Origin of the sequence: Microbacterium sp. NPDC089987 (assembly GCF_044748505.1) — a bacterium.
In the GTDB taxonomy this organism is placed as follows: domain Bacteria; phylum Actinomycetota; class Actinomycetes; order Actinomycetales; family Microbacteriaceae; genus Microbacterium.
The window spans coordinates 186743-210527 of sequence record NZ_JBIVGE010000003.1; the positions used below are offsets into that span (position 1 = coordinate 186743).

The 23785-nt window shown below is 66.2% G+C and carries 24 protein-coding genes and 1 pseudogene; 9 read left to right on the plus strand and 16 right to left on the minus strand.

Annotation, left to right across the window (positions count from 1 at the left end):
- The first annotated feature begins 16 nt into the window (after window positions 1-16).
- Together ACIPV2_RS13735 and ACIPV2_RS13740 are read left to right on the plus strand one after the other, a co-directional pair.
- Complete coding sequence (locus ACIPV2_RS13735) at window positions 17-637, plus strand: DUF4166 domain-containing protein (RefSeq protein ID WP_400842149.1); 621 nt, start codon at window positions 17-19, stop codon at window positions 635-637.
- Entirely contained in the window at window positions 634-1584 is a 951-nt protein-coding gene (locus ACIPV2_RS13740) for an epimerase (RefSeq protein WP_400842151.1), read from the plus strand. Before ACIPV2_RS13735 ends, ACIPV2_RS13740 begins: the two co-directional genes overlap by 4 nt.
- Before the next feature lie 8 nt (window positions 1585-1592).
- Here ACIPV2_RS13740 and ACIPV2_RS13745 read toward each other — a convergent pair whose 3' ends face one another.
- From ACIPV2_RS13745 to ACIPV2_RS13755, 3 genes are read right to left on the minus strand one after another with little or no spacing between them, the layout of a single operon-like run.
- Entirely contained in the window at window positions 1593-1967 is a 375-nt protein-coding gene (locus ACIPV2_RS13745) for a PLDc N-terminal domain-containing protein (protein WP_400842153.1), read from the minus strand.
- A gap of 37 nt (window positions 1968-2004) precedes the next feature.
- A complete protein-coding gene (locus ACIPV2_RS13750) occupies window positions 2005-2829 on the minus strand; it encodes a sulfurtransferase (protein WP_400842154.1) in 825 nt (274 codons plus the stop codon).
- A gap of 15 nt (window positions 2830-2844) precedes the next feature.
- A complete protein-coding gene (locus tag ACIPV2_RS13755) occupies window positions 2845-3774 on the minus strand; it encodes an aldo/keto reductase family oxidoreductase (protein ID WP_400842156.1) in 930 nt (309 codons plus the stop codon).
- A gap of 92 nt (window positions 3775-3866) precedes the next feature.
- On the opposite strand from ACIPV2_RS13755, the gene pgi reads away from it, so the two are divergent.
- Window positions 3867-5549 carry a glucose-6-phosphate isomerase gene (pgi, locus tag ACIPV2_RS13760; protein WP_400842158.1) on the plus strand — a complete coding sequence of 561 codons (1683 nt, stop codon included), beginning with the start codon at window positions 3867-3869 and terminating at the stop codon, window positions 5547-5549.
- A 3-nt stretch (window positions 5550-5552) separates the two neighbouring features.
- Here the strand turns inward: pgi and ACIPV2_RS13765 are convergent, their stop codons facing one another.
- Window positions 5553-6104, minus strand: coding sequence for a MarR family winged helix-turn-helix transcriptional regulator (locus ACIPV2_RS13765; protein ID WP_400842160.1), 552 nt, complete (start codon window positions 6102-6104; stop codon window positions 5553-5555).
- Window positions 6105-6260: 156 nt separating this feature from the next.
- Between ACIPV2_RS13765 and ACIPV2_RS13770 the strand changes: the two genes are divergently transcribed.
- Complete coding sequence (locus tag ACIPV2_RS13770) at window positions 6261-6872, plus strand: flavodoxin family protein (RefSeq protein ID WP_400842162.1); 612 nt, start codon at window positions 6261-6263, stop codon at window positions 6870-6872.
- Between the two features lie 74 nt (window positions 6873-6946).
- Here ACIPV2_RS13770 and ACIPV2_RS13775 read toward each other — a convergent pair whose 3' ends face one another.
- Window positions 6947-7978, minus strand: a complete 1032-nt coding sequence (locus ACIPV2_RS13775) for a fatty acid desaturase family protein (protein WP_400842165.1) — start codon at window positions 7976-7978, stop codon at window positions 6947-6949.
- A gap of 280 nt (window positions 7979-8258) precedes the next feature.
- On the opposite strand from ACIPV2_RS13775, the pseudogene ACIPV2_RS13780 reads away from it, so the two are divergent.
- Window positions 8259-8670 (plus strand): annotated as a pseudogene (locus ACIPV2_RS13780) (VOC family protein).
- A 73-nt stretch (window positions 8671-8743) separates the two neighbouring features.
- Here ACIPV2_RS13780 and ACIPV2_RS13785 read toward each other — a convergent pair.
- The 6 genes from ACIPV2_RS13785 to nrdH all read right to left on the minus strand — a co-directional run bounded on the left by ACIPV2_RS13785 (window position 8744) and on the right by nrdH (window position 14337).
- Window positions 8744-9385, minus strand: coding sequence for an MAE_28990/MAE_18760 family HEPN-like nuclease (locus tag ACIPV2_RS13785; RefSeq protein WP_400842167.1), 642 nt, complete (start codon window positions 9383-9385; stop codon window positions 8744-8746).
- Window positions 9382-10431, minus strand: coding sequence for a DUF262 domain-containing protein (locus ACIPV2_RS13790; protein WP_400842169.1), 1050 nt, complete (start codon window positions 10429-10431; stop codon window positions 9382-9384). Before ACIPV2_RS13790 ends, ACIPV2_RS13785 begins: the two co-directional genes overlap by 4 nt.
- A gap of 64 nt (window positions 10432-10495) precedes the next feature.
- Entirely contained in the window at window positions 10496-11476 is a 981-nt protein-coding gene (gene nrdF, locus ACIPV2_RS13795; protein ID WP_101188904.1) for a class 1b ribonucleoside-diphosphate reductase subunit beta, read from the minus strand.
- A gap of 33 nt (window positions 11477-11509) precedes the next feature.
- Window positions 11510-13669, minus strand: coding sequence for a class 1b ribonucleoside-diphosphate reductase subunit alpha (gene nrdE, locus ACIPV2_RS13800; RefSeq protein WP_400842171.1), 2160 nt, complete (start codon window positions 13667-13669; stop codon window positions 11510-11512).
- A complete protein-coding gene (gene nrdI, locus ACIPV2_RS13805; protein WP_400842173.1) occupies window positions 13651-14085 on the minus strand; it encodes a class Ib ribonucleoside-diphosphate reductase assembly flavoprotein NrdI in 435 nt (144 codons plus the stop codon). Before nrdI ends, nrdE begins: the two co-directional genes overlap by 19 nt.
- Before the next feature lie 18 nt (window positions 14086-14103).
- Window positions 14104-14337: a glutaredoxin-like protein NrdH gene (gene nrdH / locus ACIPV2_RS13810; RefSeq protein ID WP_400842175.1), complete on the minus strand. Its 234-nt coding sequence runs from the start codon at window positions 14335-14337 to the stop codon at window positions 14104-14106.
- A 376-nt stretch (window positions 14338-14713) separates the two neighbouring features.
- Between nrdH and ACIPV2_RS13815 the strand changes: the two genes are divergently transcribed.
- The 4 genes from ACIPV2_RS13815 to ACIPV2_RS13830 are packed head-to-tail and all read left to right on the plus strand — an operon-like array spanning window position 14714 to window position 19257.
- Complete coding sequence (locus ACIPV2_RS13815) at window positions 14714-15922, plus strand: MFS transporter (protein WP_101188906.1); 1209 nt, start codon at window positions 14714-14716, stop codon at window positions 15920-15922.
- Between the two features lie 9 nt (window positions 15923-15931).
- Window positions 15932-16681, plus strand: coding sequence for an alpha/beta fold hydrolase (locus tag ACIPV2_RS13820; RefSeq protein WP_400842178.1), 750 nt, complete (start codon window positions 15932-15934; stop codon window positions 16679-16681).
- On the plus strand, window positions 16678-17838 hold the full coding sequence (locus ACIPV2_RS13825; RefSeq protein ID WP_400842180.1) for an acyl-CoA dehydrogenase family protein: 1161 nt from the start codon (window positions 16678-16680) through the stop codon (window positions 17836-17838). The genes ACIPV2_RS13820 and ACIPV2_RS13825 overlap by 4 nt, the downstream gene beginning before the upstream one ends.
- 51 nt (window positions 17839-17889) lie before the next feature.
- Window positions 17890-19257, plus strand: a complete 1368-nt coding sequence (locus ACIPV2_RS13830) for an aspartate aminotransferase family protein (RefSeq protein WP_400842182.1) — start codon at window positions 17890-17892, stop codon at window positions 19255-19257.
- A gap of 76 nt (window positions 19258-19333) precedes the next feature.
- Here ACIPV2_RS13830 and ACIPV2_RS13835 read toward each other — a convergent pair whose 3' ends face one another.
- The 5 genes from ACIPV2_RS13835 to ACIPV2_RS13855 form a co-directional block, all read right to left on the minus strand.
- On the minus strand, window positions 19334-20161 hold the full coding sequence (locus tag ACIPV2_RS13835; RefSeq protein WP_101188910.1) for an ABC transporter permease: 828 nt from the start codon (window positions 20159-20161) through the stop codon (window positions 19334-19336).
- Window positions 20158-21048, minus strand: coding sequence for an ABC transporter permease (locus tag ACIPV2_RS13840; protein ID WP_400842185.1), 891 nt, complete (start codon window positions 21046-21048; stop codon window positions 20158-20160). The genes ACIPV2_RS13835 and ACIPV2_RS13840 overlap by 4 nt, the downstream gene beginning before the upstream one ends.
- Entirely contained in the window at window positions 21041-22216 is a 1176-nt protein-coding gene (locus ACIPV2_RS13845; protein ID WP_400842186.1) for an extracellular solute-binding protein, read from the minus strand. Before ACIPV2_RS13845 ends, ACIPV2_RS13840 begins: the two co-directional genes overlap by 8 nt.
- Window positions 22213-23373 carry an ABC transporter ATP-binding protein gene (locus ACIPV2_RS13850; protein ID WP_400842188.1) on the minus strand — a complete coding sequence of 387 codons (1161 nt, stop codon included), beginning with the start codon at window positions 23371-23373 and terminating at the stop codon, window positions 22213-22215. The genes ACIPV2_RS13845 and ACIPV2_RS13850 overlap by 4 nt, the downstream gene beginning before the upstream one ends.
- Before the next feature lie 133 nt (window positions 23374-23506).
- Window positions 23507-23779 (minus strand): metal-sensitive transcriptional regulator, encoded by a 273-nt coding sequence (locus ACIPV2_RS13855; RefSeq protein WP_400842190.1) that lies wholly within the window; start codon window positions 23777-23779, stop codon window positions 23507-23509.
- Window positions 23780-23785: the final 6 nt, after the last annotated feature.

A 23785-nucleotide genomic window follows, 5' to 3' on the forward strand; every position in this document is an offset into this window, starting at 1 on the left:
CAAGTAGTCTCGAAGCATGGATCACGTGCCCCAGTCCCCGTATCTGCGGGCTCTGGGCGAGCAGCGGCCGGGACTTCATCCGGCCCTGAAGACCTACTTCTCGCCGGTGCCGCGCGGCAGCGTCGGCATCGGAGAGGGCGTGTTCGAGCGGGTCGGAACGCCCCGTCGGTGGCTGTGGCCGGCTCTGCGGATGCTGCAGGGCAGCGGTGCGGTGCTTTCGGGTTGGCACGAGCAGGTTCCGTTCACCGTCCGCAATCGCACGATCGCCGGTCGCGCGGTCAGCGTGCGCACACTGCACCTGCCCGGCGGCGACTGGGTCATGAAGGACGCCGTGTCCGCGCGTCCCGGCGGCCGGGTGGTCGACCAGATCGGCGAGCCGATCGCCCTCGCGGTGGCTTTCGATGTCGGAGTCGAAGAGCACGCGCTCACGCTGCGCAGCACGGCGATCGGCGTTCGCCTCGCCGGAATCCGCGTCCGCGTTCCGAGGATCTTCGCGCCGGTCGTGCGACTGCGGGAGAGCGCTGAGAAGCAGGCGGGCGTGCAGCGCGTCGAGCTCACCGTCGACGCGCCCCTGATCGGGCGGCTCTATGAGTACGCCGGCACGTTCACCTTCCGCGTCGAACAGGAGCAGGCATGACTCACGTCGTCATCGGCGGTTCCACGGGCTTCATCGGGCGGCACCTGCAGCAGAAGTACCGCGCCGAGGGCCGCGATGTCGTCACGATCTCCCGCTCCGGTGCGGATCTGAGCTGGAGCGACCAGTCGGGCATCGACGCCGCCGTCGACGGTGCCGCGCTCGTCGTGGGGCTGGCCGGCAAGAGCGTCAGCTGCCGGTACACGCCCGACAACAGGTCCGAGATCTTCCGCTCACGACTCGAGACCACCGCCGCGCTCAGCACGGCGATCAGCAGGGCGAGCGCGCCGCCGGCGCTGTGGGTGAACTCGTCGACCGCGACGATCTACCGCCACGCGGAGGATCGGGCGATGACCGAATCGACCGGCGAACTCGGCACGGGCTTCTCCGTCGAGGTCGCGAAGGTATGGGAGCGAGCACTGATGGCGGATGCCCTGCCCGCCACCCGCCGAGTGGCTCTGCGCACGGCAATCGTGCTGGGCGACGACGGCGTGCTCGGGCCGCTGCAGCGTCTCGCCCGCATCGGGCTCGGGGGCACCCAGCTCGACGGATGGTGGCCGGTGAGCGCCTCGCGGCGCGCCGCAGGCACCGCGCACCTGCCGGGTGCACGCGGCGGCAGGCAGCGGTTCAGCTGGATCCACGTCGACGATGTGCTCGGGATCATCGACTTCCTCGAGGGGCATCCGGAGCTCGACGGACCCGTCAACGCCTGCACGACGCATCCGGTCGACAACCGCACCTTCATGGCGGCCGTGCGGCGGGCCGTCGGTGCGCGCATGGGTCCGCCGATGCCGCGATGGATGCTCGAGCTCGGCGCCATGGGCATCCGGACCGAGACCGAGCTGATCCTGAAGAGCCGATGGGTGCTGCCGGAGAAGCTGGTCGCCGCAGGATATCGATTCAGGCATCCGGATCTCGACGAGGCGCTGCGCGCATCGCTCACCGCCTGACGGCGCGCTCAGTCCTCGCTGCCGCTGTCGCCGCGTTCCTTCTTGCGCTTCTCGATCTCCTGCCGCAGCCGCCATTCCTCGATCTCACGATCCAGGTCGGCGATCTGCTGCTCGGTGGAGCGCGTGTCCGCCGGCGGGGCGGTCATGACCGGCGACGCGGGGGCGGTCTCGCGTCGCGCCGGGCGCCCGAGCCGGATGCCACCCTCGGGGTACTCCCGACCGAGGGCGAACCACAGCACGCTGCCCAGAAGTGGCAGCAGCACCACGAGCAGCAGCCAGACGAACTTCGGCATGAACCGCACCTGGCCGTCGTCGCGACGGATGATGTCGACGAGCGCGAACACCATCAGCGCGATGGTGATCAGGGTGAACAGGAACGGCATGGTCTCAGAGTAGACGACCGGTGAGATCGCGGCGTCGTCACTCCGCGCCGGTGGCGACCGGCCGTCCCGGGGTGTTCGACCACGCGCTCCACGAGCCGGGAAACACGAGGACCTCGCGGCCGGCGATGGTGCCGGCGAGCGCGAGCTGCGCGGCGGTGATGCCCGAACCGCAGTAGGCAGCGATCGGCGTGCCCGCCGTCGCCCCGACCCCATCGAATGCCGCCGCGATGTCGGATGCAGGTCGGAACCTGCCGTCGTCGGTGAGCACGCAGGCGATCGGGAGGTTCTTCGCACCGGGGATGTGACCCGCGACCGGATCGATCGGCTCGGTCTCGCCGCGGTAGCGCTCGGCGGCGCGTGCGTCGAGCAGCACCCCGGCATCCGGCCAGGTCGCCGCGGATCGAGTGTCGATCACCCCGGCATCCCCCGGTGCCCCGAGCGTGACATCGCCCTCCTGCGGCGTCCTGCGCCCCGTCTCGACCTCGCCGCCCACCGCGAGCCACGCCTGCCAGCCGCCGTCCAGCACGCGCACGTCGAGGCCCGCCCGCCGCAGCGCCCACCAGGCGCGTGACGCCGGCAGCATCCGGTCATCGTCGTAGACCACCACGGGTGCGCCCCGGCTGACTCCCCAGCGGCGCGCGGCCGCGGCGAGCGCCGCATCATCCGGCAGCGGATGACGGCCTTCGTGCGGTTGGCCGTGACGGGTCAGGTCGCGCTCGACATCCACGAACACGGCCCCAGGGATGTGACCGGCCACGTACCGCTCGTGCCCGTCGGTGCGGCCGAGTGCCCAGCGGGCATCGAGCAGGTGCGTCTCGGCGAGCTGATCGCGCAGTTCGGAGGCGGAGATGAGCGGATGCATGGCAGTCTGCTCTCGTCAGGGGACGATGTGGCCGCCGAGGCGGAACAGCTCGTACCACTCGGCGCGGGTCAGCTCGATGTCGGCGCCGGCGGCGGCATCCGCGACCCGCTGCGGTGTCGTCGTGCCGAGCACGACCTGCATGCGGGCTGGGTGCCGGGTGATCCACGCGGTGGCGATCGCGGTCGGCGTGACGTCGTACTTCGCCGCGAGCCGGTCGATGACCTCGTTGAGGTCGGCGTAGTCCGGGTTGCCGAGGAACACGCCGTCGAAGAATCCGGCCTGATAGGGCGACCAGGCCTGCACGGTGATGTTGTTGACGCGGCAGTAGTCGACGATCCCGCCGCCATCGAGGACGACGCTCTGCTGCTCGCCGGTCATGTTCGACGCGATGCCCTGGGCGATGATCGGCGAGTGCGTGATCGACAGCTGCAGCTGGTTCGCCACCAGCGGCTGGGTGACCGCGGTGCGCAGCAGGTCGATCTGGCGTGGCGTGTGATTCGAGACGCCGAAGGCGCGCACCTTCCCGGCGGCCTCGAGCTCGTCGAACGCGCGAGCCACCTCGTCCGGCTCGACCAGCGCATCGGGGCGGTGCAGCAGCAGCACGTCGATGTAGTCGGTGCGCAGCGCCTTCAGCGAGCCCTCGACCTGCGTCGTGATGTGCTCATACGAGAAGTCGAACATCTGCTGCGACGGCACGATGCCGCACTTCGTCTGCAGCACGATCTCCTCCCGCTCTGCCGCGCTGAGCTGAAGGGCGGCCGCGAAGCGGTCTTCGCAGACGTGCATGGCGCCGCCGTAGATGTCGGCGTGGTCGAAGAAGTCGATTCCCGCCGAGCGGGCGGTGTCGTACAGCTCGCGCACCTCGGCATCCGTCTTGTCGGGGATGCGCATCATCCCCGCGATCACTGCGGGCGCGGTGCGGGTTCCGAACGGGATGGTCTTCATCGTTCCTCCTGGGTCGCTGACCACGCTACCGGCAGCACGCCGTGGCGTCATCGGTGGCGCCGAGATGCGGTCACGGCGCTAACGTTGCTTGCATGAGCGCACCGATCGACCCCACCTCCACGTCCGCCTGGGCTGAGCTGTCGGCCATCCGGGACTCGTTCTCGCCCGACCTGCGCGGCTGGTTCGCCGAGGATGCGACGCGCGTCGAGCGCCTGTCGCTGCCGCTCGCCGACCTGCACGTGGACCTGTCGAAGAACCTCGTGACCGACGAGATCGTGGGCGCGCTGGTGCGCCTGGCCGAGCAGACCGGCGTCGCCGAGCGCTACGCGGCGATGCTCGAAGGACAGCACATCAACACCACCGAGGACCGGGCGGTGCTGCACACGGCTCTGCGCCGCCCCGGGGGCGCATCGCTCGAGCTGGTCGTCGACGGACAGGACGTGGATGCCGATGTGCAGGACGTGCTGGGGTCGCTCTCCGCGTTCGCCGACCGGGTGCGCTCGGGCGGCTGGCTCGGCGTCACCGGCAAGAAGGTCACCCACGTCGTGAACATCGGCATCGGCGGATCGGACCTCGGGCCGGTGATGGTCTACGAGGCGCTCAAGCCCTACGCCGATGCCGGGATCGAGGCACGCTTCGTGTCGAACATCGACCCGACCGACATCGCGCAGAAGACCGCCGACCTCGACCCCGAGACGACGCTGTTCATCGTCGCGTCGAAGACGTTCACCACCCTCGAGACGCTGACCAACGCGCGCCTCGCCCGTGACTGGCTGTGGGCGGGCCTGGGGGCATCCGGAGCGATGGAGGATGACGACGCGAGCCGCAAGGGCGCTGTCGCACACCACTTCGTCGCGGTGTCGACCGCGCTCGACAAGGTCGAGGCGTTCGGCATCGACCCGAAGAACGCGTTCGGGTTCTGGGATTGGGTCGGCGGCCGCTACTCGGTCGACTCGGCGATCGGGCTGTCGCTCGCGGTCGTGTTCGGTCCGTCGGTGTTCCGTGAGCTGCTCGAGGGCTTCCACGCCGTCGACGAGCACGTGCGCACCACCCCGCTCGCGCAGAACGTGCCGGTGCTGATGGGCCTCTTCAACGTCTGGTACACGAACTTCCTCGACGCGCAGACTCACGCGGTGCTGCCGTACGCCCAGCAGTTGAGCCGCTTCGCCGCGTACCTGCAGCAGCTGACCATGGAGTCGAACGGCAAGTCGGTGCGCTGGGACGGCACACCGGTCACGACCGACACCGGCGAGGTCTTCTGGGGAGAGCCCGGCACCAACGGCCAGCACGCGTTCTACCAGCTGATCCACCAGGGCACCCGGCTGATCCCTGCCGATTTCATCGCCTTCGTCAATCCGGCGTATCCGCTCACCGATGACGGTCGGGACGTGCACGGTCTCTTCCTGGCGAACTTCCTCGCGCAGACAAAGGCGCTCGCCTTCGGCAAGACCGCCGAAGAGGTCGAGGAGGAGGGCACTACGGGCGCCCTCGTCGCCGCGCGCACGTTCCCCGGCAACCGTCCGACGACGTCGATCTTCGCGCCGTCGCTGACGCCGGCCGTGCTCGGCCAGCTCATCGCGCTGTACGAGCACATCACCTTCACGCAGGGCACGGTCTGGGGCATCAACTCGTTCGACCAGTGGGGCGTCGAGCTGGGCAAGCAGCTGGCGCTGCAGATCGCCCCGGCTCTCGAGGGCGATGCGGATGCCCTGACCGCGCAGGACCCGTCGACGAAGGCACTGCTGGCGTACTACCAGGCCAACCGCAGGTACTGAGCCTCAGCTGGTCGCGTCGTCTTGTCGAGCGAGTCGCTCGAGGAACCGGGCGACGACCTCGCGCTCAGCGGGGTCGAGTTCGGCGACCGCGGCGAACCGGTCCGCGTGCACCCTGCCGACGCTGTCGCGCACCTGCTCGTGCGTGTGCGGCGTGATGCTCACCGTCACCGCTCGGCGATCCGTCGGGTGCGGGGTGCGGGCGACGTGCCCCGCTCTGGCGAGCCGGTCGAGCATCTTCGTCGTCGAGCTCGTCGAGATGCGCAGATGATCGGCGAGCATGCCGGCGGTGACGAGGATGCCGTTGTTGAGCGACGCGACGAGGAAGCGCAGCGCTTCCATGTCGGTCTCGTTGAGCTTCATCTCGGTTCGCGACCGCCAGCTGATGCGCTGCTCGGTCTCACGCCACGTGCGCAAGGCGGCCAGCACGCGTACGACCTGGTCGATCTCGATGTCGGCCATGCCGCGAAAGCTGACCAGCTGCTGCCCGGGGTCGATCACGCGCGGGTCGATCATGGCGTCGCCGCGGGCGGCATGACCTTCCCTGCGCGTGTTCATCCGCACAGCATATCCCTGCGCTTTTCAGGGACCCCGGCTGCTGTCGGCGGCAGGGATGCTGGCGGCGACGACGAACCTGCTCGGGACGTCTAGCCCATCGCTCCCCGGCACGAAAGCCCCTCCCCTGCTGCACGGATGGGTGGTTACGTGCCGCTCATGGATCAACAGCTCAGCGCTCTGCTCATCAATTGCACCCTCAAGCCCTCGCCCGCCGGATCGAGCACCGATGTGCTCGGCGAGCAGGTGCTGAACGCCCTGGCCGAGCACGGCGTGACCGCCGACCGCATCCGCGCGGTCGATCACGACATCCGTCCCGGTGTGCAGACCGACATGGGAGACGGCGATCAGTGGCCGTCGCTGCGCGAGCGCGTGCTCGCGGCCGACATCCTCGTGTTCGCGACGCCGACCTGGATGGGGCAGCACTCCAGCGTCGCGCAGCGGGTGCTCGAGCGGCTCGACGCCGAGCTCAGCGAGACCGACGAGCAGGGCCGCCCGATCCTGTTCGACAAGGTCGCGCTCGCCGTCGTGGTCGGCAACGAGGACGGGGCGCACCACATCGCCGCGATCGTGTTCCAGTCGCTGAACGACGTCGGCTACACGATCCCCGCGCAGGGCTCGATCTACTGGAACGGCGAGGCGATGGGGTCGACCGACTACAAGGATCTCCCCGAGACGCCCGAGAAGGTCGCGCAGACGATCACGACCGCCGCGGCGAACGCCGCGCATCTGGCTCGCACGTTGAAGACCGCGGGGTATCCGAAAGCCTGACGGTCTGAGCGCGCGAAGGAAAGAGAAGGCGGATGCCCTAGGGCATCCGCCTTCTCTGCGTCATGCGCCGAACGTCAGGCGCGGCGGAGACTCGTGGCCGCGGGGCAGTCGAACGGATCCCCGCCGGCCGCGAGGCCGACCCGGTTCAGGTACTCGATCACGATCGCGTAAGAACGACCGAGGCTGGTCTCGGTGTACGGCACATTGTTCGACGCGCAGTAGTCGCGCACGATCTCCCGAGCCTTGGCGAGGTGCGGGCGCGGCATGCTCGGGAACAGGTGGTGCTCGACCTGGTAGTTGAGACCGCCCATGAGCGCCGTCGCCCACCAGCCGCCGCGGATGTTGCGCGAGGTGCGCACCTGCTTCGAGAAGAAGTCCAGGCGCGCGCTCGGGTCGATGATCGGCATCCCCTTGTGGTTGGGTGCGAACGACGCGCCCATGTACACGCCGAACACAGCCAGCTGCACTCCCAGGAACGCGAACGCCATACCGAGCGGCAGCATCATGAACACAGGGATCAGGAGGATCGCGAAGCGGACGGCGATGATGCCGAGCTCGGTCCAGCGTCCCTTGACCTTCTTCTTCGTGAGCAGGTGCTTGAGCCCGATGTAGTGGAGGTTCAGTCCCTCGAGGGTGAGCAGCGGGAAGAACAGCCAGCCCTGCTTGCGGGTGATCAGGCGGATCAGGCCGCGCGACTTGGCCGCGTCCTCATCGAGGAAGGAGATGGTGTCGACCTCGATGTCCGGGTCCTTGCCCACCTGGTTGGGGTTGCCGTGATGCTTGGTGTGCTTCGAGTCCCACCACGAATAGCTCATGCCGATGCTGCCCGCGAGGATGCGGGCGAGCTTGAAGTTCGCGGGCCCCGACGACAGGATCTGCCGGTGGGCCGCCTCGTGCGAGAGAAAGGCGATCTGCGTGAAGATGATGCCGAGGGCTGCGGCGATCAGCAGTTGGAACCAGCTGTCGCCGAGCAGGATGAATCCCGTGACCGCTCCGCCGAGGGCGAGCACGATGCCGGCTGCGACCGAGAGGTAGAACCACGAGGTGCGCTGCAGGAGTCCGGTCTCGCGCACGACCTGCGACACCTGCTTGTAGGCATGCGCCATCGGTGGGAACTCCGCGTTGCCCGCATAGGTCTGCCGGATCGGTCCGAGGGTGGCTGCGCCGGTGTCGACGCCGGTGTCGATGTGCGTGGAACTGATGATGCTCTCCTGCCGATCGGATGCCCTTGAGCTGTGGTAGCCAAAGGCGGATGCCGATCGCTGGTGCCCACGCTACGCGGGGCTGTATGCGGCGGGCGGCATGTGCCGGTGGGTGCGGGTGCGGTGGGTCAGCGTAGCGTGACCGCGGGAGCGCACTCCCGCCATCGCGCGGAAGGCGCAGAAAATCGACTGGAAGATCGAGCTCATCTTCCTACCGGTCGTAGATGTCGACCGCTCGAAAAACCTCTACGTGAAGATCGGGTTCAATGCCGACCACGATCAGCAGGTGAGTGCCGAGCTACGCTTCCTGCAGATAACCCCGCCGGGGTCTGCATGCTCCATCGCCTTCGGCACCGGCCTCGGCATTGATCTCGAGCCGGGCCAGCAGAACACGATCCAGGTCGTCGTACCGGATGCCGATAAGGCTCTCGCGCACCTGCAGTCGGTCGGCGTCGAGGCCCGAGGAGTCGAGGATCTCGCGTGGGAAAAACTTCGTCACCTTCGACGATCCCGATGGCAATACCTGGAGCCTGCAGCAGCTGTCGAACTACGGCGCGCAGGGCTGTGATCATTCAGGGCTGACGGATGCTGCATAGCATCCGTCCTTTACACACGCGAGCGCTCGGTCGGGAGGCTATATGAACAAGTTGCCAGACTTCAGGGAAGAGACTAGATGAGATAGGTCTTTTCGACTGCAGCGTGCTGTATCTGATCCGCCACATCTCGCATGATTGCAAGAACCGCCGCGCTTAGCTCTACCCACTCGGGCAAAGCGATGGTCTCATTCTCACCGTGAACTATACGGTTCCTGACTGCTACAAGTTCAGCGTCAATCAGATCCCGATGGCTCTCATGTATCGAAGAATCTAGCCCGATCGATGAGAGGATCGCCGCAAAGACCCGAAACGAAAGATTGGATTCGGTACGAATGGCGGCTTTGTCGTTCGGGATCTTGGCCCTCTTGGCACTGTCATCCCGAAGCGATCGGACAATTTTCGTATGCAAATCTGGATTTCGCGACTCAGCCGCTGCGACCATCTCCGACCACATCGATAAGCCAGCTATCTCCGCCCGCAACTGTTCGGTTTTCAGACGCTTCGAAGCTAGAAAGCATAAGTAGTAGTACGCAGCTTCTTTGACAAAGCCCTCCCAGTGAGCGTACAAGAGGGCAACACTACCGCGAAGCAACGCGGTCTGGACAATTCGTGAGGCGCTCGCGGCCGCTCCATAAAATGCTGTGAGTTCAGCCCGACGCCAAACAAGATCAGAATCGATACGATCGACCAATTCCTCGGAGGTTCGAATTTTCACTCGGTCGTACTAAAGTAATCGCGCGCCCAAGGCGTGACCTTGGGCACTCGAGAGTTGGCTGCAATGCCCGTGCCTGACATCGAAGCGAATTCCGTCGACCACATGTCCTGAATACGCGTTGTGAGTTGTTCAGCCGTGCTCGATTCCCACAGAGGCAGATTCACCCACAATCCTGTGGTGATCGCCTCGAACGATGCAACCGAGAACGGTCCAAGAAACTTCGCCTTATTTGCGTCGTATCTCCGGAAGGCGTCATCACCAGCGGCCGCTGCCACAAGTTTGGCGACCCGCTCAAACGTATTGGCGGTCGATTCCCGATCAAAGTCCGCATGGCTCGCGAGCGCCAAGAGTTTGGTCGTAAGAAAGCGGTCCATATTTCCGAGATCTCGAAGCATCTCGTCTGTTGAGGAATTGATTGCTACGGCACGGCTGACTAGTTCGAGGTCATACTGTTCCAGACTCTTACGATTCGATATGTCAACAATCTGCCCAAATTCGGGTAAATCACGGAGAGCAACCAGCCAGTCATACATCGTCCGGTCTCGCATAATCAGTTGCGCGTTGCGAACTTCTTGGGGCGTGGGAGGGGCACCGCCAGTGTTGAGACGGTCAAAAAGCTCGTACTTCGCTTTTTCGTCACTTTCAGGAAGTAAGATTTTCACGTCCAGCTTCGCCCTTTTCAACGCAATGCGTTGTCCAGCCGACAACGACGCCTCCTCCTCCTCGGAATCGAAGGTGTGCCCTGCTAAGGACGGGAGGTAGTCTGTCGCCTCCAAAACAGAACGAGGTTTCAGTTCTCCTGTATCCTCGTCGCGGAGCAGGCCCATGAATTCCAGGATTGTGCTCACACGCTGGAGTCCATCGATCACCTCCCAGACACCATCATGCCGCTGCATCACAAAAATGGATGGCAACGGGATACCAAGAAGGATGCTCTCGATGAGCCGGGATTTCTGCTCGATGCCCCACCGGAAGAATCTCTGAAATTCGGGGCGGATGACGAGCTCCTCGCTGGCGTACAAGTTCGCCAACTCGCCGATCGACATCGAGTATCCTTCGGCTCGAACGGTAGTGCGACCGTCCTCAATCTCCCTCTGCAGTTCGCTCATCTCAGAAGTCCCAGTCGTCATCCTCGGTGGCCTCGGCCTTGCCGATCACGTAAGACGAACCCGACCCCGAGAAGAAGTCGTGGTTCTCGTCGGCGTTCGGCGACAGGGCCGAGAGGATGGCCGGGTTCACGTTTGTGACGGTCGAGGGGAACATCGGCTCGTAGCCGAGGTTCATCAGCGCCTTGTTGGCGTTGTAGTGCAGGAACTTCTTGACGTCCTCGGTCAGGCCGACGCCGTCGTAGAGGTCCTGCGTGTACTGCACCTCGTTCTCGTAGAGCTCGAACAGCAGGTTGAAGGTGTAGTCCTTCAGCTCCTGGCGACGCTCTTCGGTCTCGTTCTCGAGGCCCTTCTGGAACTTGTAGCCGATGTAGTACCCGTGCACGGCCTCGTCGCGGATGATGAGGCGGATGAGGTCGGCCGTGTTCGTGAGCTTCGCCTTCGACGACCAGTAGATCGGCAGGTAGAAGCCCGAATAGAACAGGAACGACTCGAGCAGCGTCGAGGCGATCTTGCGCTTGAGCGGGTCGTCGCCACGGTAGTAGTCGACGATGATCTGCGCCTTCTTCTGAAGGTTCTGGTTCTCGACCGACCAGCGGAAGGCCTCGTCGATCTCCTTCGTCGAGCACAGCGTCGAGAAGATCGACGAGTAGCTCTTCGCGTGCACCGACTCCATGAACGCGATGTTGGTGTACACCGCCTCCTCGTGCGGGGTGATCGCATCGGGGATGAGCGAGACGGCTCCGACCGTGCCCTGAATGGTATCGAGCAGGGTGAGACCCGTGAACACGCGCATCGTGAGCAGCTGCTCGTCGGGGGTGAGCGTGTTCCACGACTGCACATCGTTCGACAGCGGCACCTTCTCGGGCAGCCAGAAGTTGTTCACGAGGCGGTTCCACACCTCGAGGTCCTTCTCATCCTCGATGCGGTTCCAGTTGATCGCCTGCACGTGGTCGACCAGCGTGAGCTTAGGAGACGGGGTCATTCTTGTTTCCTCTTCGAGTCGTAGATCGGGCCGTCACAGCGTGCAGGAGACGCAGGTGTCGAGCTCGGTGCCTTCGAGGGCCATCTGGCGCAGCCGGATGTAGTAGATCGTCTTGATGCCCTGGCGCCATGCGTAGATCTGCGCCTTGTTGATGTCGCGGGTGGTGGCGGTGTCCTTGAAGAACAGCGTCAGCGACAGGCCCTGGTCGACGTGCTGGGTGGCGGCGGCGTAGGTGTCGATGACCTTCTCGTAGCCGATCTCGTACGCGTCCTGGTAGTACTCCAGGTTGTCGTTCGTCATGAACGGCGCCGGGTAGTACACGCGACCGAGCTTGCCCTCCTTGCGGATCTCGACCTTCGACGCGATCGGGTGGATCGACGACGTGGAGTTGTTGATGTACGAGATCGAGCCGGTCGGCGGCACCGCCTGCAGGTTCTGGTTGAAGATGCCGTGATTCTGGATGCTCTCGCGCAGCTCGACCCAGTCCTGCTGCGCAGGGATGAACTTGTCGGCGAAGAGCTCCTTGACCTTCTCGGTCGCGGGCACCCATGCCTGGTCGATGTACTTGTCGAAGAACTCACCCGACGCGTAGGTCGAGTCCTCGAAGCCGTCGAAGGTCTCGCCGCGCTCGATGGCGAGCTGGTTCGACGCCTTCAGCGCGTGGAACAGCACCGTGTAGAAGTAGATGTTCGTGAAGTCGATGCCCTCTTCCGAACCGTAGAAGATGCGCTCACGAGAGAGGTAGCCGTGCAGGTTCATCTGGCCGAGGCCGATGGCGTGCGAGCGATCGTTGCCGTCTTCGATCGAGCGCACCGAGTTGATGTGGCTCTGCGTGCTGACGGCGGTCAGCGCGCGGATCGCGGTCTCGACGGTCTTGCCCAGGTCATCGGCATCCATCGACAGCGCGATGTTCATCGAGCCGAGGTTGCACGAGATGTCCTTGCCGATCTGATCGTAAGACAGGTCGTCGTTGTACGTGGTCGGCGTGTTCACCTGCAGGATCTCGCTGCACAGGTTCGACATGTTGATGCGACCCTTGATCGGGTTCGCCTTGTTCACCGTGTCCTCGAACATGATGTACGGGTAGCCCGACTCGAACTGGATCTCGGCGAGAGTCTGGAAGAACTCGCGCGCGTTGATCTTCGTCTTCTTGATGCGCGAGTCATCGACCATCTCGTGGTACTTCTCGGACACCGAGATGTCGCCGAAGGGCACGCCGTAGACGCGCTCGACGTCGTACGGCGAGAACAGGTACATGTCCTCGCCCTTCTTGGCGAGCTCGAACGTGATGTCGGGCACGACGACACCCAGCGAGAGCGTCTTGATGCGGATCTTCTCGTCCGCGTTCTCGCGCTTGGTGTCGAGGAATCGCATGATGTCGGGGTGGTGCGCGTTGAGGTACACCGCGCCCGCGCCCTGACGCGCACCGAGCTGGTTCGCGTAGCTGAAGCTGTCTTCGAGCAGCTTCATCACGGGGATGATGCCGGACGACTGGTTCTCGATCTGCTTGATCGGCGCGCCCGACTCGCGGATGTTCGACAGCAGCAGCGCGACGCCGCCGCCGCGCTTCGACAGCTGCAGCGACGAGTTGATGCCGCGGGCGATCGACTCCATGTTGTCTTCGATGCGCAGCAGGAAGCAGCTGACGAGCTCGCCGCGCTGCGCCTTGCCCGCATTGAGGAAGGTGGGGGTGGCCGGCTGGAAGCGACCCGAGATGATCTCCTCGACGAGGTCGATCGCGACCTGCTCGTCGCCCTCGGCGAGCGCGAGCGCGGTCATCACGACGCGGTCCTCGAAGCGCTCGAGGTAGCGCTTGCCGTCGAAGGTCTTCAGCGTGTAGCTCGTGTAGTACTTGAACGCGCCGAGGAAGGTCTCGAAGCGGAACTTCTTCGAGTACGCGAGGTCGTTGAGCTTCTGGACGAAGTCGAACGAGTACTGCTCGATGACCGCGCCCTCGTAGTACTCCTTCTCGACGAGGTAGTCCAGACGCTCCTTGAGGGAGTGGAAGAACACCGTGTTCTGGTTGACGTGCTGCAGGAAGTATTCGCGTGCGGCGCGCTTGTCGGCGTCGAACTGGATCTTGCCGTCCGCGTCGTACAGGTTGAGCATCGCGTTGAGGGCGTGATAGTCGAGCCCCTCGTACGCGGGGTTCACCTTGAACTCGACTGCATCGGTCACTGTCGCTTCCACCATCGTTCCAATCCGTCGCTCACGCGATCGACATCGTCTTGTGTGCCGAATACCTCGAAGCGATACAAGTGGGGCACGTCGCACTTGCGGCTGATGATCTCTCCGGCGAGGCAGAACGCCTCGCCGAAATTCGTGTTGCCCGCGGAGATGACCCCGCGGATGTGGCGCCGGTTGCGCTCGTCGTTGAGGAACCGGATGACCTGCTTGGGCACGGCGCCCTTCTCCTCACCGCGCCCCTGTCCGCCCCCGTACGTCGGGGTGACGAGCACGAACGGCTCGTCGATGAGGAGTGGCTCCTCGGTGCGGAGCAGGGGGATGCGCCGGGCAGGAAGGCCGAGCTTCTCGATGAAACGGGCGGTGTTCCCCGACGCGCTCGAGAAGTAGACCAGGAGCGGCACCGCGGTCGCGACTGCGCTCACCTCGCCACCCCCTCCGGACTATGCGAGACGGGCAGCGAGCTCGTCGATCTTGTCGGGGCGGAAGCCCGACCAGTGACCGTCGTCGGTGATGACGACCGGTGCCTGCATGTACCCGAGCGCCTTGACCTGCTCGAGCGCCGAGGCGTCTTCCGAGAGGTCGGTGATCTGGTACTCGATGCCCTTGGCGTCGAGGGCGCGGTAGGTCGCGTTGCACTGCACGCAGGAAGGCTTGGTGTAGACCGTGATCGACATGGTGATGTCTGATTCCCCTCTGTTCCAGGTGGTTTCTCCGGCAGACCCCCGCCGGGACTTCAATACTACATATGGGGACGGACATTGGAAGCGACCACAAGGGGTAGTAGTTACATCCGTGTAGTTTTCCACTGCTCTCCCCAGATACAACACAGCTTGTCCACCGTTTCTTCCACAGCCCGCAGCCGCCGGGGAGGGCGCTCCGAGCGCGGATTCACGCGGCTCTCGTGACCCCCTTCCGGATCCATCCACAGGCAGGACGCTACGCCGGGTCACCGACACCCGATTCGCTGTGGAGAACCGCCTCCGGCGTGTCGCGGCGTGTCGTCGCTCCTCCGCATCGCGTACCCGCCCGCGCGCCGGATAACCTCTTCTGATGGCGGGATATCGGGACCTTCTTCGCACGCCCGGCGTGGCTCGGATGATCGCCGCACAGCTCGTGGCGCGCTTCCCCAACGGCATGACGAGTCTCGCGATCCTGCTGCACGTCGAGCAGCAGACCGGATCGTACGGCGCGGCGGGCATCGTGCTCGCCGCCGCATCCGTCGGCCAGGCGATCGCCGGCCCGGTCACCAGCCGCTGGATGGGCGCCTGGGGCATGCGCCGGGTGCTCACTCTCACCCTCGCCGTCTGCGTGCTGGCGGTGCTGGGGCTCGCGCTGCTCCCGCTCGAGCTTCCCGGCTACATGGTCTTCGCCCTGCTCGCGGGGCTGTCGACTCCCCCGGTGCAGGCGGCGGTGCGCACCATCTACCCCAAGCTCGTGAACGCCGGCCAGCTCACTCCCCTCTTCTCCCTCGACGCGTCACTGCAGGAGATCATCTGGATCGTCGCGCCCGTGGTGATCACCGTCGTCTCCACGCAGGTCGGCACCATGCAGGGTCTGCTGCTGGTCGCGGTGATCCTCGTGCTGGGCGGCGCGTGGTTCATCCTCTCCCCCGAGGTCGGTCGCGTGCGCATCCCGCGCAGCCGTCGCGCGTTCGGCCGCGTGGTGCTCAAGCCGCCGGTGATGCTCGCCACGGTCATCGGCTTCCTGCTCATCGGCGCCTGCTCGGCCGTCGAGGTGGGCGTCGTCGCGACCTTCGGACACGGCGGGCTGGAGGCAGGGCTTGTGCTCGCGGTCTTCTCTGTCGGCAGCCTGGCGGGCGGGCTCGCATTCGGGCACATTCCGATCGGTCCATGGGCCATGGCCAGGCGCCTGCTGATCGTGACCATCGGCCTCGGCCTCACGATGGTCTCGCTGAACATCTTCTGGCTCGGCGGCACCCTCGTGCTGGCCGGCGTCGGCATCGCGCCTGCCCTGGCCGTGCTCTTCGCGATCACCACCGCGAGCGTGAAGTTCAGCGAGACGGCGGAGGCGTTCGGCTGGGCGGGCACGGGTCAGCTGATCGGCGCTGCCGCCGGCTCAGCCGTCGCCGGCATCCTCATCGACCAGTCCGGCCCGACGGGTGCGTACCTCGCCGCCGCCCTGTTCGCGTTCGTCGGCTTGGTGGTCTCGATCGTGTTCGTCCGCTCGTTCCCCGACCTGCGTCATCGCGACCCCTCGCCCTATCCAGACACCGAGCCGATCCAGACCGCCCGGCTCTAGGCTGGTGGCGTGCCCGCACCCCTCACGCTCCCCCGCCTGGTGTGGGGCGACGGCCCGCGCCGCGCCCTCCTCGTCCACGGTCTCGGATCGTCCGCCGCACTGATGTGGCGGATCGGCACTGCGCTGGCGGATGCCGGATGGCAGGCCACCGCGGTCGACCTGCGCGGCCACGGCGACGCCCCCCGCGCCCTCGACTACTCCGTCGCGGCATACGGCGCCGACGTCGGTGCCGTCCGTCCGGACGACGGCGGAGAGTGGGATGCCGTGATCGGCCACTCTCTGGGCGGCGCCGCCACCGTGGTCGCGGCGACCACGGCATCCGGATGGGCGCGACGTCTTGTGCTGATCGACCCGGCGATCCACGTCGCCGGACGCGACCAGGGGATCATCCGCCGCAGCCAGCAGCGCGCCTTCGCGTCCCCCGACATCGCGTCGGTGCGCGCCGAGCATCCGGATTGGCATCCGCAGGACGTGGAGCTGAAGGTGGATGCCGTGCTGCGCGCCAGCCGGTGGGCCATCGAGCAGACCAGCGTGCAGAACGAGCCGTGGGACGTGCGCACGCAGGCAGCGCGGCTCGGCATCCCGACCCACATCGTCGGAGCCGACCCCGAGGTGTACAGCCTGTTCACCGGCGAGCTGGCCGACTCCGTGGTCGAGAACCCGCACGTCACCATGTCGGTCGTGTCCGGCGCCGGCCACTCGCCGCACCGGGATCGTCCTGATGAGACGACCCGTCAGATCCTGGAGGCCCTCTCTTGAGCGCGTTCGACCCCGCCCGCCACCTGCCCGACGACCTGCTCGAGCGCATCAGCGAGCGCGCCGCGGTGCACGATCGTGAGAACACGTTCCCGCAGCAGGACCTCGACGAGCTGCGCGAGGCCGGGTACCTGTCGATCCTCGTCCCCCGCGAGCGCGGCGGTGCCGGCCTCGGGCTCGCCGAAGCGGCGGTGCTGCAGCAGCGCCTCGCTTCCGCGGCTCCCGCCACGGCGCTCGCGATCAACATGCACCTGGTGTGGACGGGTGTGGCGAAGGTGTTCAGCGATCGCGGGGTGCCCGGACTGGAGTTCGTGCAGGACGGCGCGGCGACTGGCGAGGTGTTCGCGTTCGGCATCAGCGAGGGCGGCAACGATCTGGTCCTGTTCGGCAGCGACACGGATGCCCTGCCGCAGGGCGACGGGGGCTACGCCTTCACCGGCACCAAGATCTTCACCTCGCTCGCACCGGTGTGGACGAAGCTCGGTCTGCACGGCCTCGACACCACGAGTCCGGATGCCCCGAAGCTGGTGTTCGCGTTCATCGAGCGCACAGACGCCGTCGTCACGAGCGACGACTGGGACACCCTCGGCATGCGCGGCACGCAGAGCCGCACCACGCGCCTGAACGGCGCGGTCGCGGCACCCGAGCACGTGGTCCGGCGCATCGACCCCGGCCCGAACCCGGATCCGATCGTGTTCGGCATCTTCAGCGTCTTCGAGATCCTGCTCGCCTCCGTCTACACCGGCATCGCGCGACGCGGGCTCGACCTCGCGGTCGCCACAGCGAAGGCCCGGCGCTCCAAGAAGACCGGGGCGGCGTACAGCCAGGATCCCGACATCCGCTGGCGGATTGCCGACATGGCACTCGCGTACGACGCCTTGCCGCCGCAGATCGCCGCACTCGCGCGAGATGTCGACGAGCTCGCCGATCACGGGGCGCGCTGGTTCACGCTGCTTTCGGGACTGAAGCACCGAGCCGTCGTGATGGCGAAGCAGGTCGTCGACGAGGCGATGCTCGTCGCCGGCGGCGGATCCTACTTCTCGTCGAATGAGCTCTCGCGGCTGTACCGCGACGTGCTCGCGGGCATGTTCCACCCGTCGGATCCGGAGTCGGCGCACTCCACGGCGGCATCCGCCTGGCTGGGACCGCTGCAGAGCTGACAGCCTTCGGATTCTGTTGTCTTCGCGCCGCTTCGGTGTCAATATCGACACATGAGCATAGAACTGCAGCGGAAAGCGAAGGAACACCTCTGGATGCACTTCACCCGTCAATCGACGATGGCGTCGTCCGATGTTCCGGTGATCGTCAAGGGCGAGGGTCATCACATCTGGGATGCGACGGGCAGGAAGTACATCGACGGGCTCGCGGGACTCTTCGTCGTCAACGCCGGCCACGGCAGGCGCCGACTCGCCGAGGCCGCCGCCGCGCAGGCGCAGGAACTGGCGTTCTTCCCGCTCTGGTCGTACGCGCACCCGGCCGCGATCGAGCTCGCCGAGCGGCTCGCCGCCGAAGCGCCGGGAGACCTCGACCGGGTGTTCTTCTCGACCAGCGGCAGCGAGGCCGTCGAGACGGCGTTCAAGCTCGCCAAGCAGTACTGGCGACTGCGCGGCCGCCCCGGCAAGCACAAGGTGCTCTCGCGCGCGATCGCCTATCACGGCACGACGCAGGGGGCGCTGGCCATCACCGGCATCCCGGCGATGAAGGAGATGTTCGAACCGGTCACCCCGGGCGGATTCCGGGTGCCGAACACGAACATCTACCGGGCAGCCGAGATGGGCGCTCCGTCCGACCCCGACGCCTTCGCGAAGTGGTCGGCGGACCGGATCGAGGAGATGATCCTGTTCGAAGGGCCTGACACGGTCGCCGCGATCTTCCTCGAGCCCGTGCAGAACTCCGGCGGATGCTTCCCTCCCCCACCCGGATACTTCCAGCGCGTGCGCGAGATCTGCGACCGTCACGACGTGCTGCTCGTCTCGGATGAGGTCATCTGCGCGTTCGGGCGCCTCGGTCACACCTTCGCCTGCGACGCCTTCGATTACGTCCCCGACATGATCACCTGCGCCAAGGGGATGACCAGCGGCTACTCCCCCATCGGCGCCACGATCATCTCCAGCCGCATCTACGAGCCGTTCGCGCAGGGTGACACCTTCTTCCCGCACGGGTACACCTTCGGCGGGCATCCGGTCTCGGCCGCCGTCGCGCTCGAGAACCTCGCGATCTTCGACGAGGAGGGGCTGAACGCACGCGTGCGCGAGAACTCGCCGCTGTTCCGCGCCGAACTCGAGACGCTGCTGGACCTGCCGATCGTGGGCGATGTGCGCGGCGACGGCTACTTCTTCGGCATCGAGCTCGTGAAGGACAAGGCGACCAAGCAGACCTTCGACGCCGAGGAGTCCGAGCGGCTGCTGCGCGGCTTCCTCTCCAAGGCGCTCTTCGACGCCGGGCTCTACTGCCGCGCCGACGACCGCGGCGACCCGGTCATCCAGCTCGCACCGCCGCTGACGATCGGCCCTGCGGAGTTCCGCGAGATCGGCGACATCCTGCGCGGCGTGCTCGGCGAGGCCGCCCGCATCCTCTGACGCCGAGACCTGCACTTCCCGCCGAGACCTGCAGCAGCTGCTGCAGGTCTCGGCGGGAACTGTGCGCAGAGGCGGGTCAGCCGCCGCCCATGGTGCGGGCGATGTCGGATGCCGAGTCGCCGGCGCGCTTGAGCACGAAGGCGACAAGCGCGAGCGATGCCAGCGTCAGCACCAGCATGATCGTCGACACCGCGGCGATCTCGGGGCGAAGGCCGCTGCGCAGCGCGCTGAGCACGTACACGGGCCACGGCGTCGTCCCCGAGACCTGCACGAACGCCGAGACGACCGTGTTGTCGAGGCCGAGAGTGAACGAGAGCAGGAATCCTGCCAGCACTGCGGGCATGGCGAGGGGAAGCGTGACCTTCAGGAATGTGCGCAGCGGCGGCGCGTACAGATCTGCCGACGCCTCTTCGAGGCTCTCATCGAGGCCGACCAGTCGCGCGCGCACGATGTACGAGACGATCGCTATCGAGAAGAGCGACTGGCCGATGACCAGGCGGACGCTGCCGTCGTTGAACACGCTCATCCCCGCATCCTGCCCGAGGAACACCATCCACGGCAGCAGGGCGACGGCGTCGACGATCTCGGGCGTGACGGCGATCAGCAGCAGGATGCCCAGGAACCAGTACACCCACTTGCCGGGGTTGCGCGCCATCGCGATCCCCGCCAGCGTGCCCAGGAAGGTGGCCAGCACCGCGGCCATCAGCCCGGTGCGCACCGACACGAGCACGGCGTCGCGGATGGCGGGCTTCGTGACGATCGCGGTGAACGAGTCGAAACCGAAGTGGTCCCACGAGACGAGCAGCCGACCGACGTTGAAGGAGTAGATGATGATCACGACGATCGGCAGGAACAGGAAGACGAACACCAGCGTCGACCACACCGGCAGGATCCAGCGGCTCATGATTCAGCTCCCAGCCTCAGAGTGTGACGTCGTCGCATCGGGATCGTGACCAGCCACAGCAGCAGCGCCGCCAGCGCGATGGAGATGCCGATCATCACGATCAGCAGCACCGCCATGGCCGACCCGAGCGCCCAGTTCTGCGCGGTCTGGAACTGACTGGCGACGAGCTGACCGACCATGGCTCCCTTCGCACCGCCCAGCACCGTCGCGGTGATGTAGTCGCCCATGAGCGGGATGTAGACCAGCAGCACGCCGGCGATGATGCCGGGACGGGCGAGCGGGATCGTGACGCGGGCGAACGTGACGATGCTGTTCGCGCCGAGGTCCTTGCTCGCCTCGCGCAGTGGTCCGCTGACTCTGTCGAACGCCACGTACAGCGGCAGGATCATCAGCGGCAGGTAGTTGTAGACGACACCGAGCAGCACCGCACCTCGCGTGTTCAGCGCGTCGAGCGGACCGGGGATGACCCCGATGAACTGCAGCATTCCCGACAGCCATCCTTCTGGCGCGAGGATCACCTGCCAGCCGATCGTGCGCACGAGGAAGTTCGTCCAGAACGGCACCATCACCAGTGCGAGCAGCATGCCGCGTCGCGACGGCGGCGCCTTCACGGCGATCCAGTATGCGACGGGGGCCCCGATGATGAGGCACAGCAGGGTGCCCAGCACTCCCACCCACAGCGTGTTCTGGAATGTGACCAGGAACGTGGGCGAGAGTGCCTCGACGTATCTGTCGAAGGACAGGATGTCGTTCGAGTTCGTCGAGAAGATGCTCGGCTTGTAGCCGAAGCTGTACCAGACCACGACGCCGATCGGCACGATGAAGAAGATCGCGAGCCACACCCAGGCGGGCAGGGCCAGCGCATACGGCAGTCTGACTCTACGCACCGGCGGCCACCTTCACCCTGTTCCAGATCGACACGATGCGCTCCTGCGCCTCGGTGAACTTCTGCTCGTGCATCGTCTTCACCTGCTCGTCGCTGAAGTAGACCATGTCGAGGCGGTCGAGCTCGGCCTCCTCGGCCTTCTGCTGCGTGCCCTGCACCCCGGTGTCGTATCCGATGTAGTCGACCTGCTGCACCTGGATGTCGGGGGAGATCATGTAGTCGATGAACGCGTGCGCGGCCTCAGGATGCCGCGCTCCCTTGGCGATCGCCCAGTTGTCCATCCACAGCTCCGTGTCCGGGGCGCCGAGCACCCACTGCCAGCGCTCGGGGTCGTCGGACTCGTCGATGCCGATCCGCGCGTCGCCGCTGTAGGACTGCACCAGTGCGGCCGTCGCCTGCGGGATGACCTGGCCGCCGGGCGCGGAGTCGAAGATCGAGATGTGCGGTGCGAGCTCGTTCACGAGGAACTTCTCGCAGGCATCCAGATCCTTCTTCCTCGTCGTATTCCAGTCGATGCCGTGCGACCAGTGGTAGATCCCGCAGAGCGGCGCGGGATCGTCGAGCACCGACGTCCGGCCGGATGCCTCGTTCTGCGCCGCATCGATGAAATCGGACCAGTCGGTGAGCTCGCGGTTGATCACTCGCTTGTCGTACACGAAGCCGGTGGTGCCCCACGCCTTGCAGATCGAGTACGAATTGTCGGGGTCGAACGTACGGTGGATGAACGCGGGATTCATCGTCGAGAAGTTCGGGATGAGGTCGAGGTCGAGCTTCTCGAGCAGCCCGTTCTCAGCCATCGGCATGACGAACAGCCCGCTGGGCACGACGATGTCGTAGCCCGAGGTGCCCCGGGCGGCGACCAGCTTCGCGATCAGCTCCTCATTGGAGTTGAAGGCGTCGACGACGATCCTCGGCCCTGCCTGCGAGGTGAACTCGGAGAGGATCTCAGGGTCGTCGTAGTCGCTCCAGGTGTAGATCGAGAGGCGATCCTCAAGCGGGCCGCCCTTCGCCTGGGGCGCCATTCCCACCTGCCCGGGCGCGCACGCGGTGAACAGCATCGTGCCTCCCGCGGCGAGCGCGGTCGCCAGGAAGCCGCGTCGGGTGAGCTCGCTGCGCAGGATGCCCGCCGCGCCGCGGTGGGCGAGCACCCGCACCGGTTCGGGCCTCATCGCGCGACCTTCGGCAGGGCGATCACATGCGTGGCCGCGGTCGGCGCCCCGTCGGCGGCGAACAGTCGGACGTCGGATGTCGACCAGAGGCAGCGCACATCGTCACCGACCGCGACGCGGGCGGCCGTCGGCGCCGGCGTGCGCACGAGCAGCGTCTGCCCTTCGCCCGCACTCACGACGACCTGCAGCGTCTCGCCCAGGTACGACACGCTGAGCACGCGCCCGTCCGCTCCCGCTCCTGGCGCGCCGGGCGCGGCGAGCCGGATGAGCTCAGGACGGATCGTCGCCACGGCGGCCGTCCCTCTTCCGACGCGGTCGCGGCCCCACCGCCCGTCGATCGTCCCCAGCCCGGTCTCGAGGCTGTCGGGGACGTCGGCGACTGTGCCGGCGATGAAGTTCTGCTGGCCGATGAAGGAGGCCACGTATGCGGAGGCGGGCTCGCTGTAGACGGCATCGGGCGCATCGAGCTGCTCGATCCGACCTGCGCGCATGACGGCGATGCGATCGCTCATCGACAGGGCCTCGCCCTGGTCATGGGTGACGAAGACGAACGTGATCCCGAGGCGCGCCTGCAGCAGCTTCAGCTCGACCTGCATGTCCTCACGCAGCTGACGGTCGAGCGCGGCGAGCGGCTCGTCGAGCAGCAGCACGCTGGGGCGGTTGATGAGGGCACGGGAGAGCGCGATGCGCTGCTGCTGCCCTCCCGAGAGCATGGTGGGCTTGCGGTCGGCGAACCGGCGCAGCTGCACCATGTCGAGCGCCTCTATGACGCGCTCGCGCTGCTCTGCTTTGGGAACCCTGCGCTGCTGAAGGCCGTAGGCGACGTTCTCGGCGACGGTCATGTGCGGGAACAGTGCATACGCCTGGAAGACGGTGTTCACCTCGCGTCGGTGCGGCGGCAGTCCGAGAACGCTGCGGCCCGAGATGCGGATGTCGCCGCTGTCGGGATGCTCGAATCCGGCGATCATGCGCAGGGTGGTGGTCTTGCCGCATCCTGAGGGACCGAGGAGCGAGAGGAACTCGCCGGCGCGGACGGACAGGTCGAGGTCGTCGACGGCGATGCTGTCGCCGTACCGCTTGGTGACGCCGACGATCTCGACGCCTCCGTTCGCTGTGCCGGAGTCGGGTGCGGTCGCCGCGGGTGCGGAATCGGTCATGGAACCTCCACGGTGAGATCTGACTGTCGTCAGTCAAGCACAGGAGGAGGCCCAGGTACAGCGAAAAACGAAGAATGGGGCGAATAGCGCGACGATATCCGTCGTCAATTGCCGGATGGACAGTGGATATGACTCACTTGCGGTCGAAGTCGAAGGCCTTGAGCAGTTCCCCGACCGCGGTCTCGCGCTCGTCGCCGCCCTCTTCGAACATGTGCGTGACATGCGTGCGCAGGTGGTTCTCGAGCAGCAGGCGATTGAGCGACTCGAGCGAGCGCTGCACGGCGCGCGACTGCGTGATGATGTCCATGCAGTACTCCTCGCTCTCGATCATCCGCGCGATGCCGCGCAGCTGACCCTCGAGGATGCTGGTGCGGTGCAGTGCACGCTTTTTGATGTCGTCGATCACCCTTCC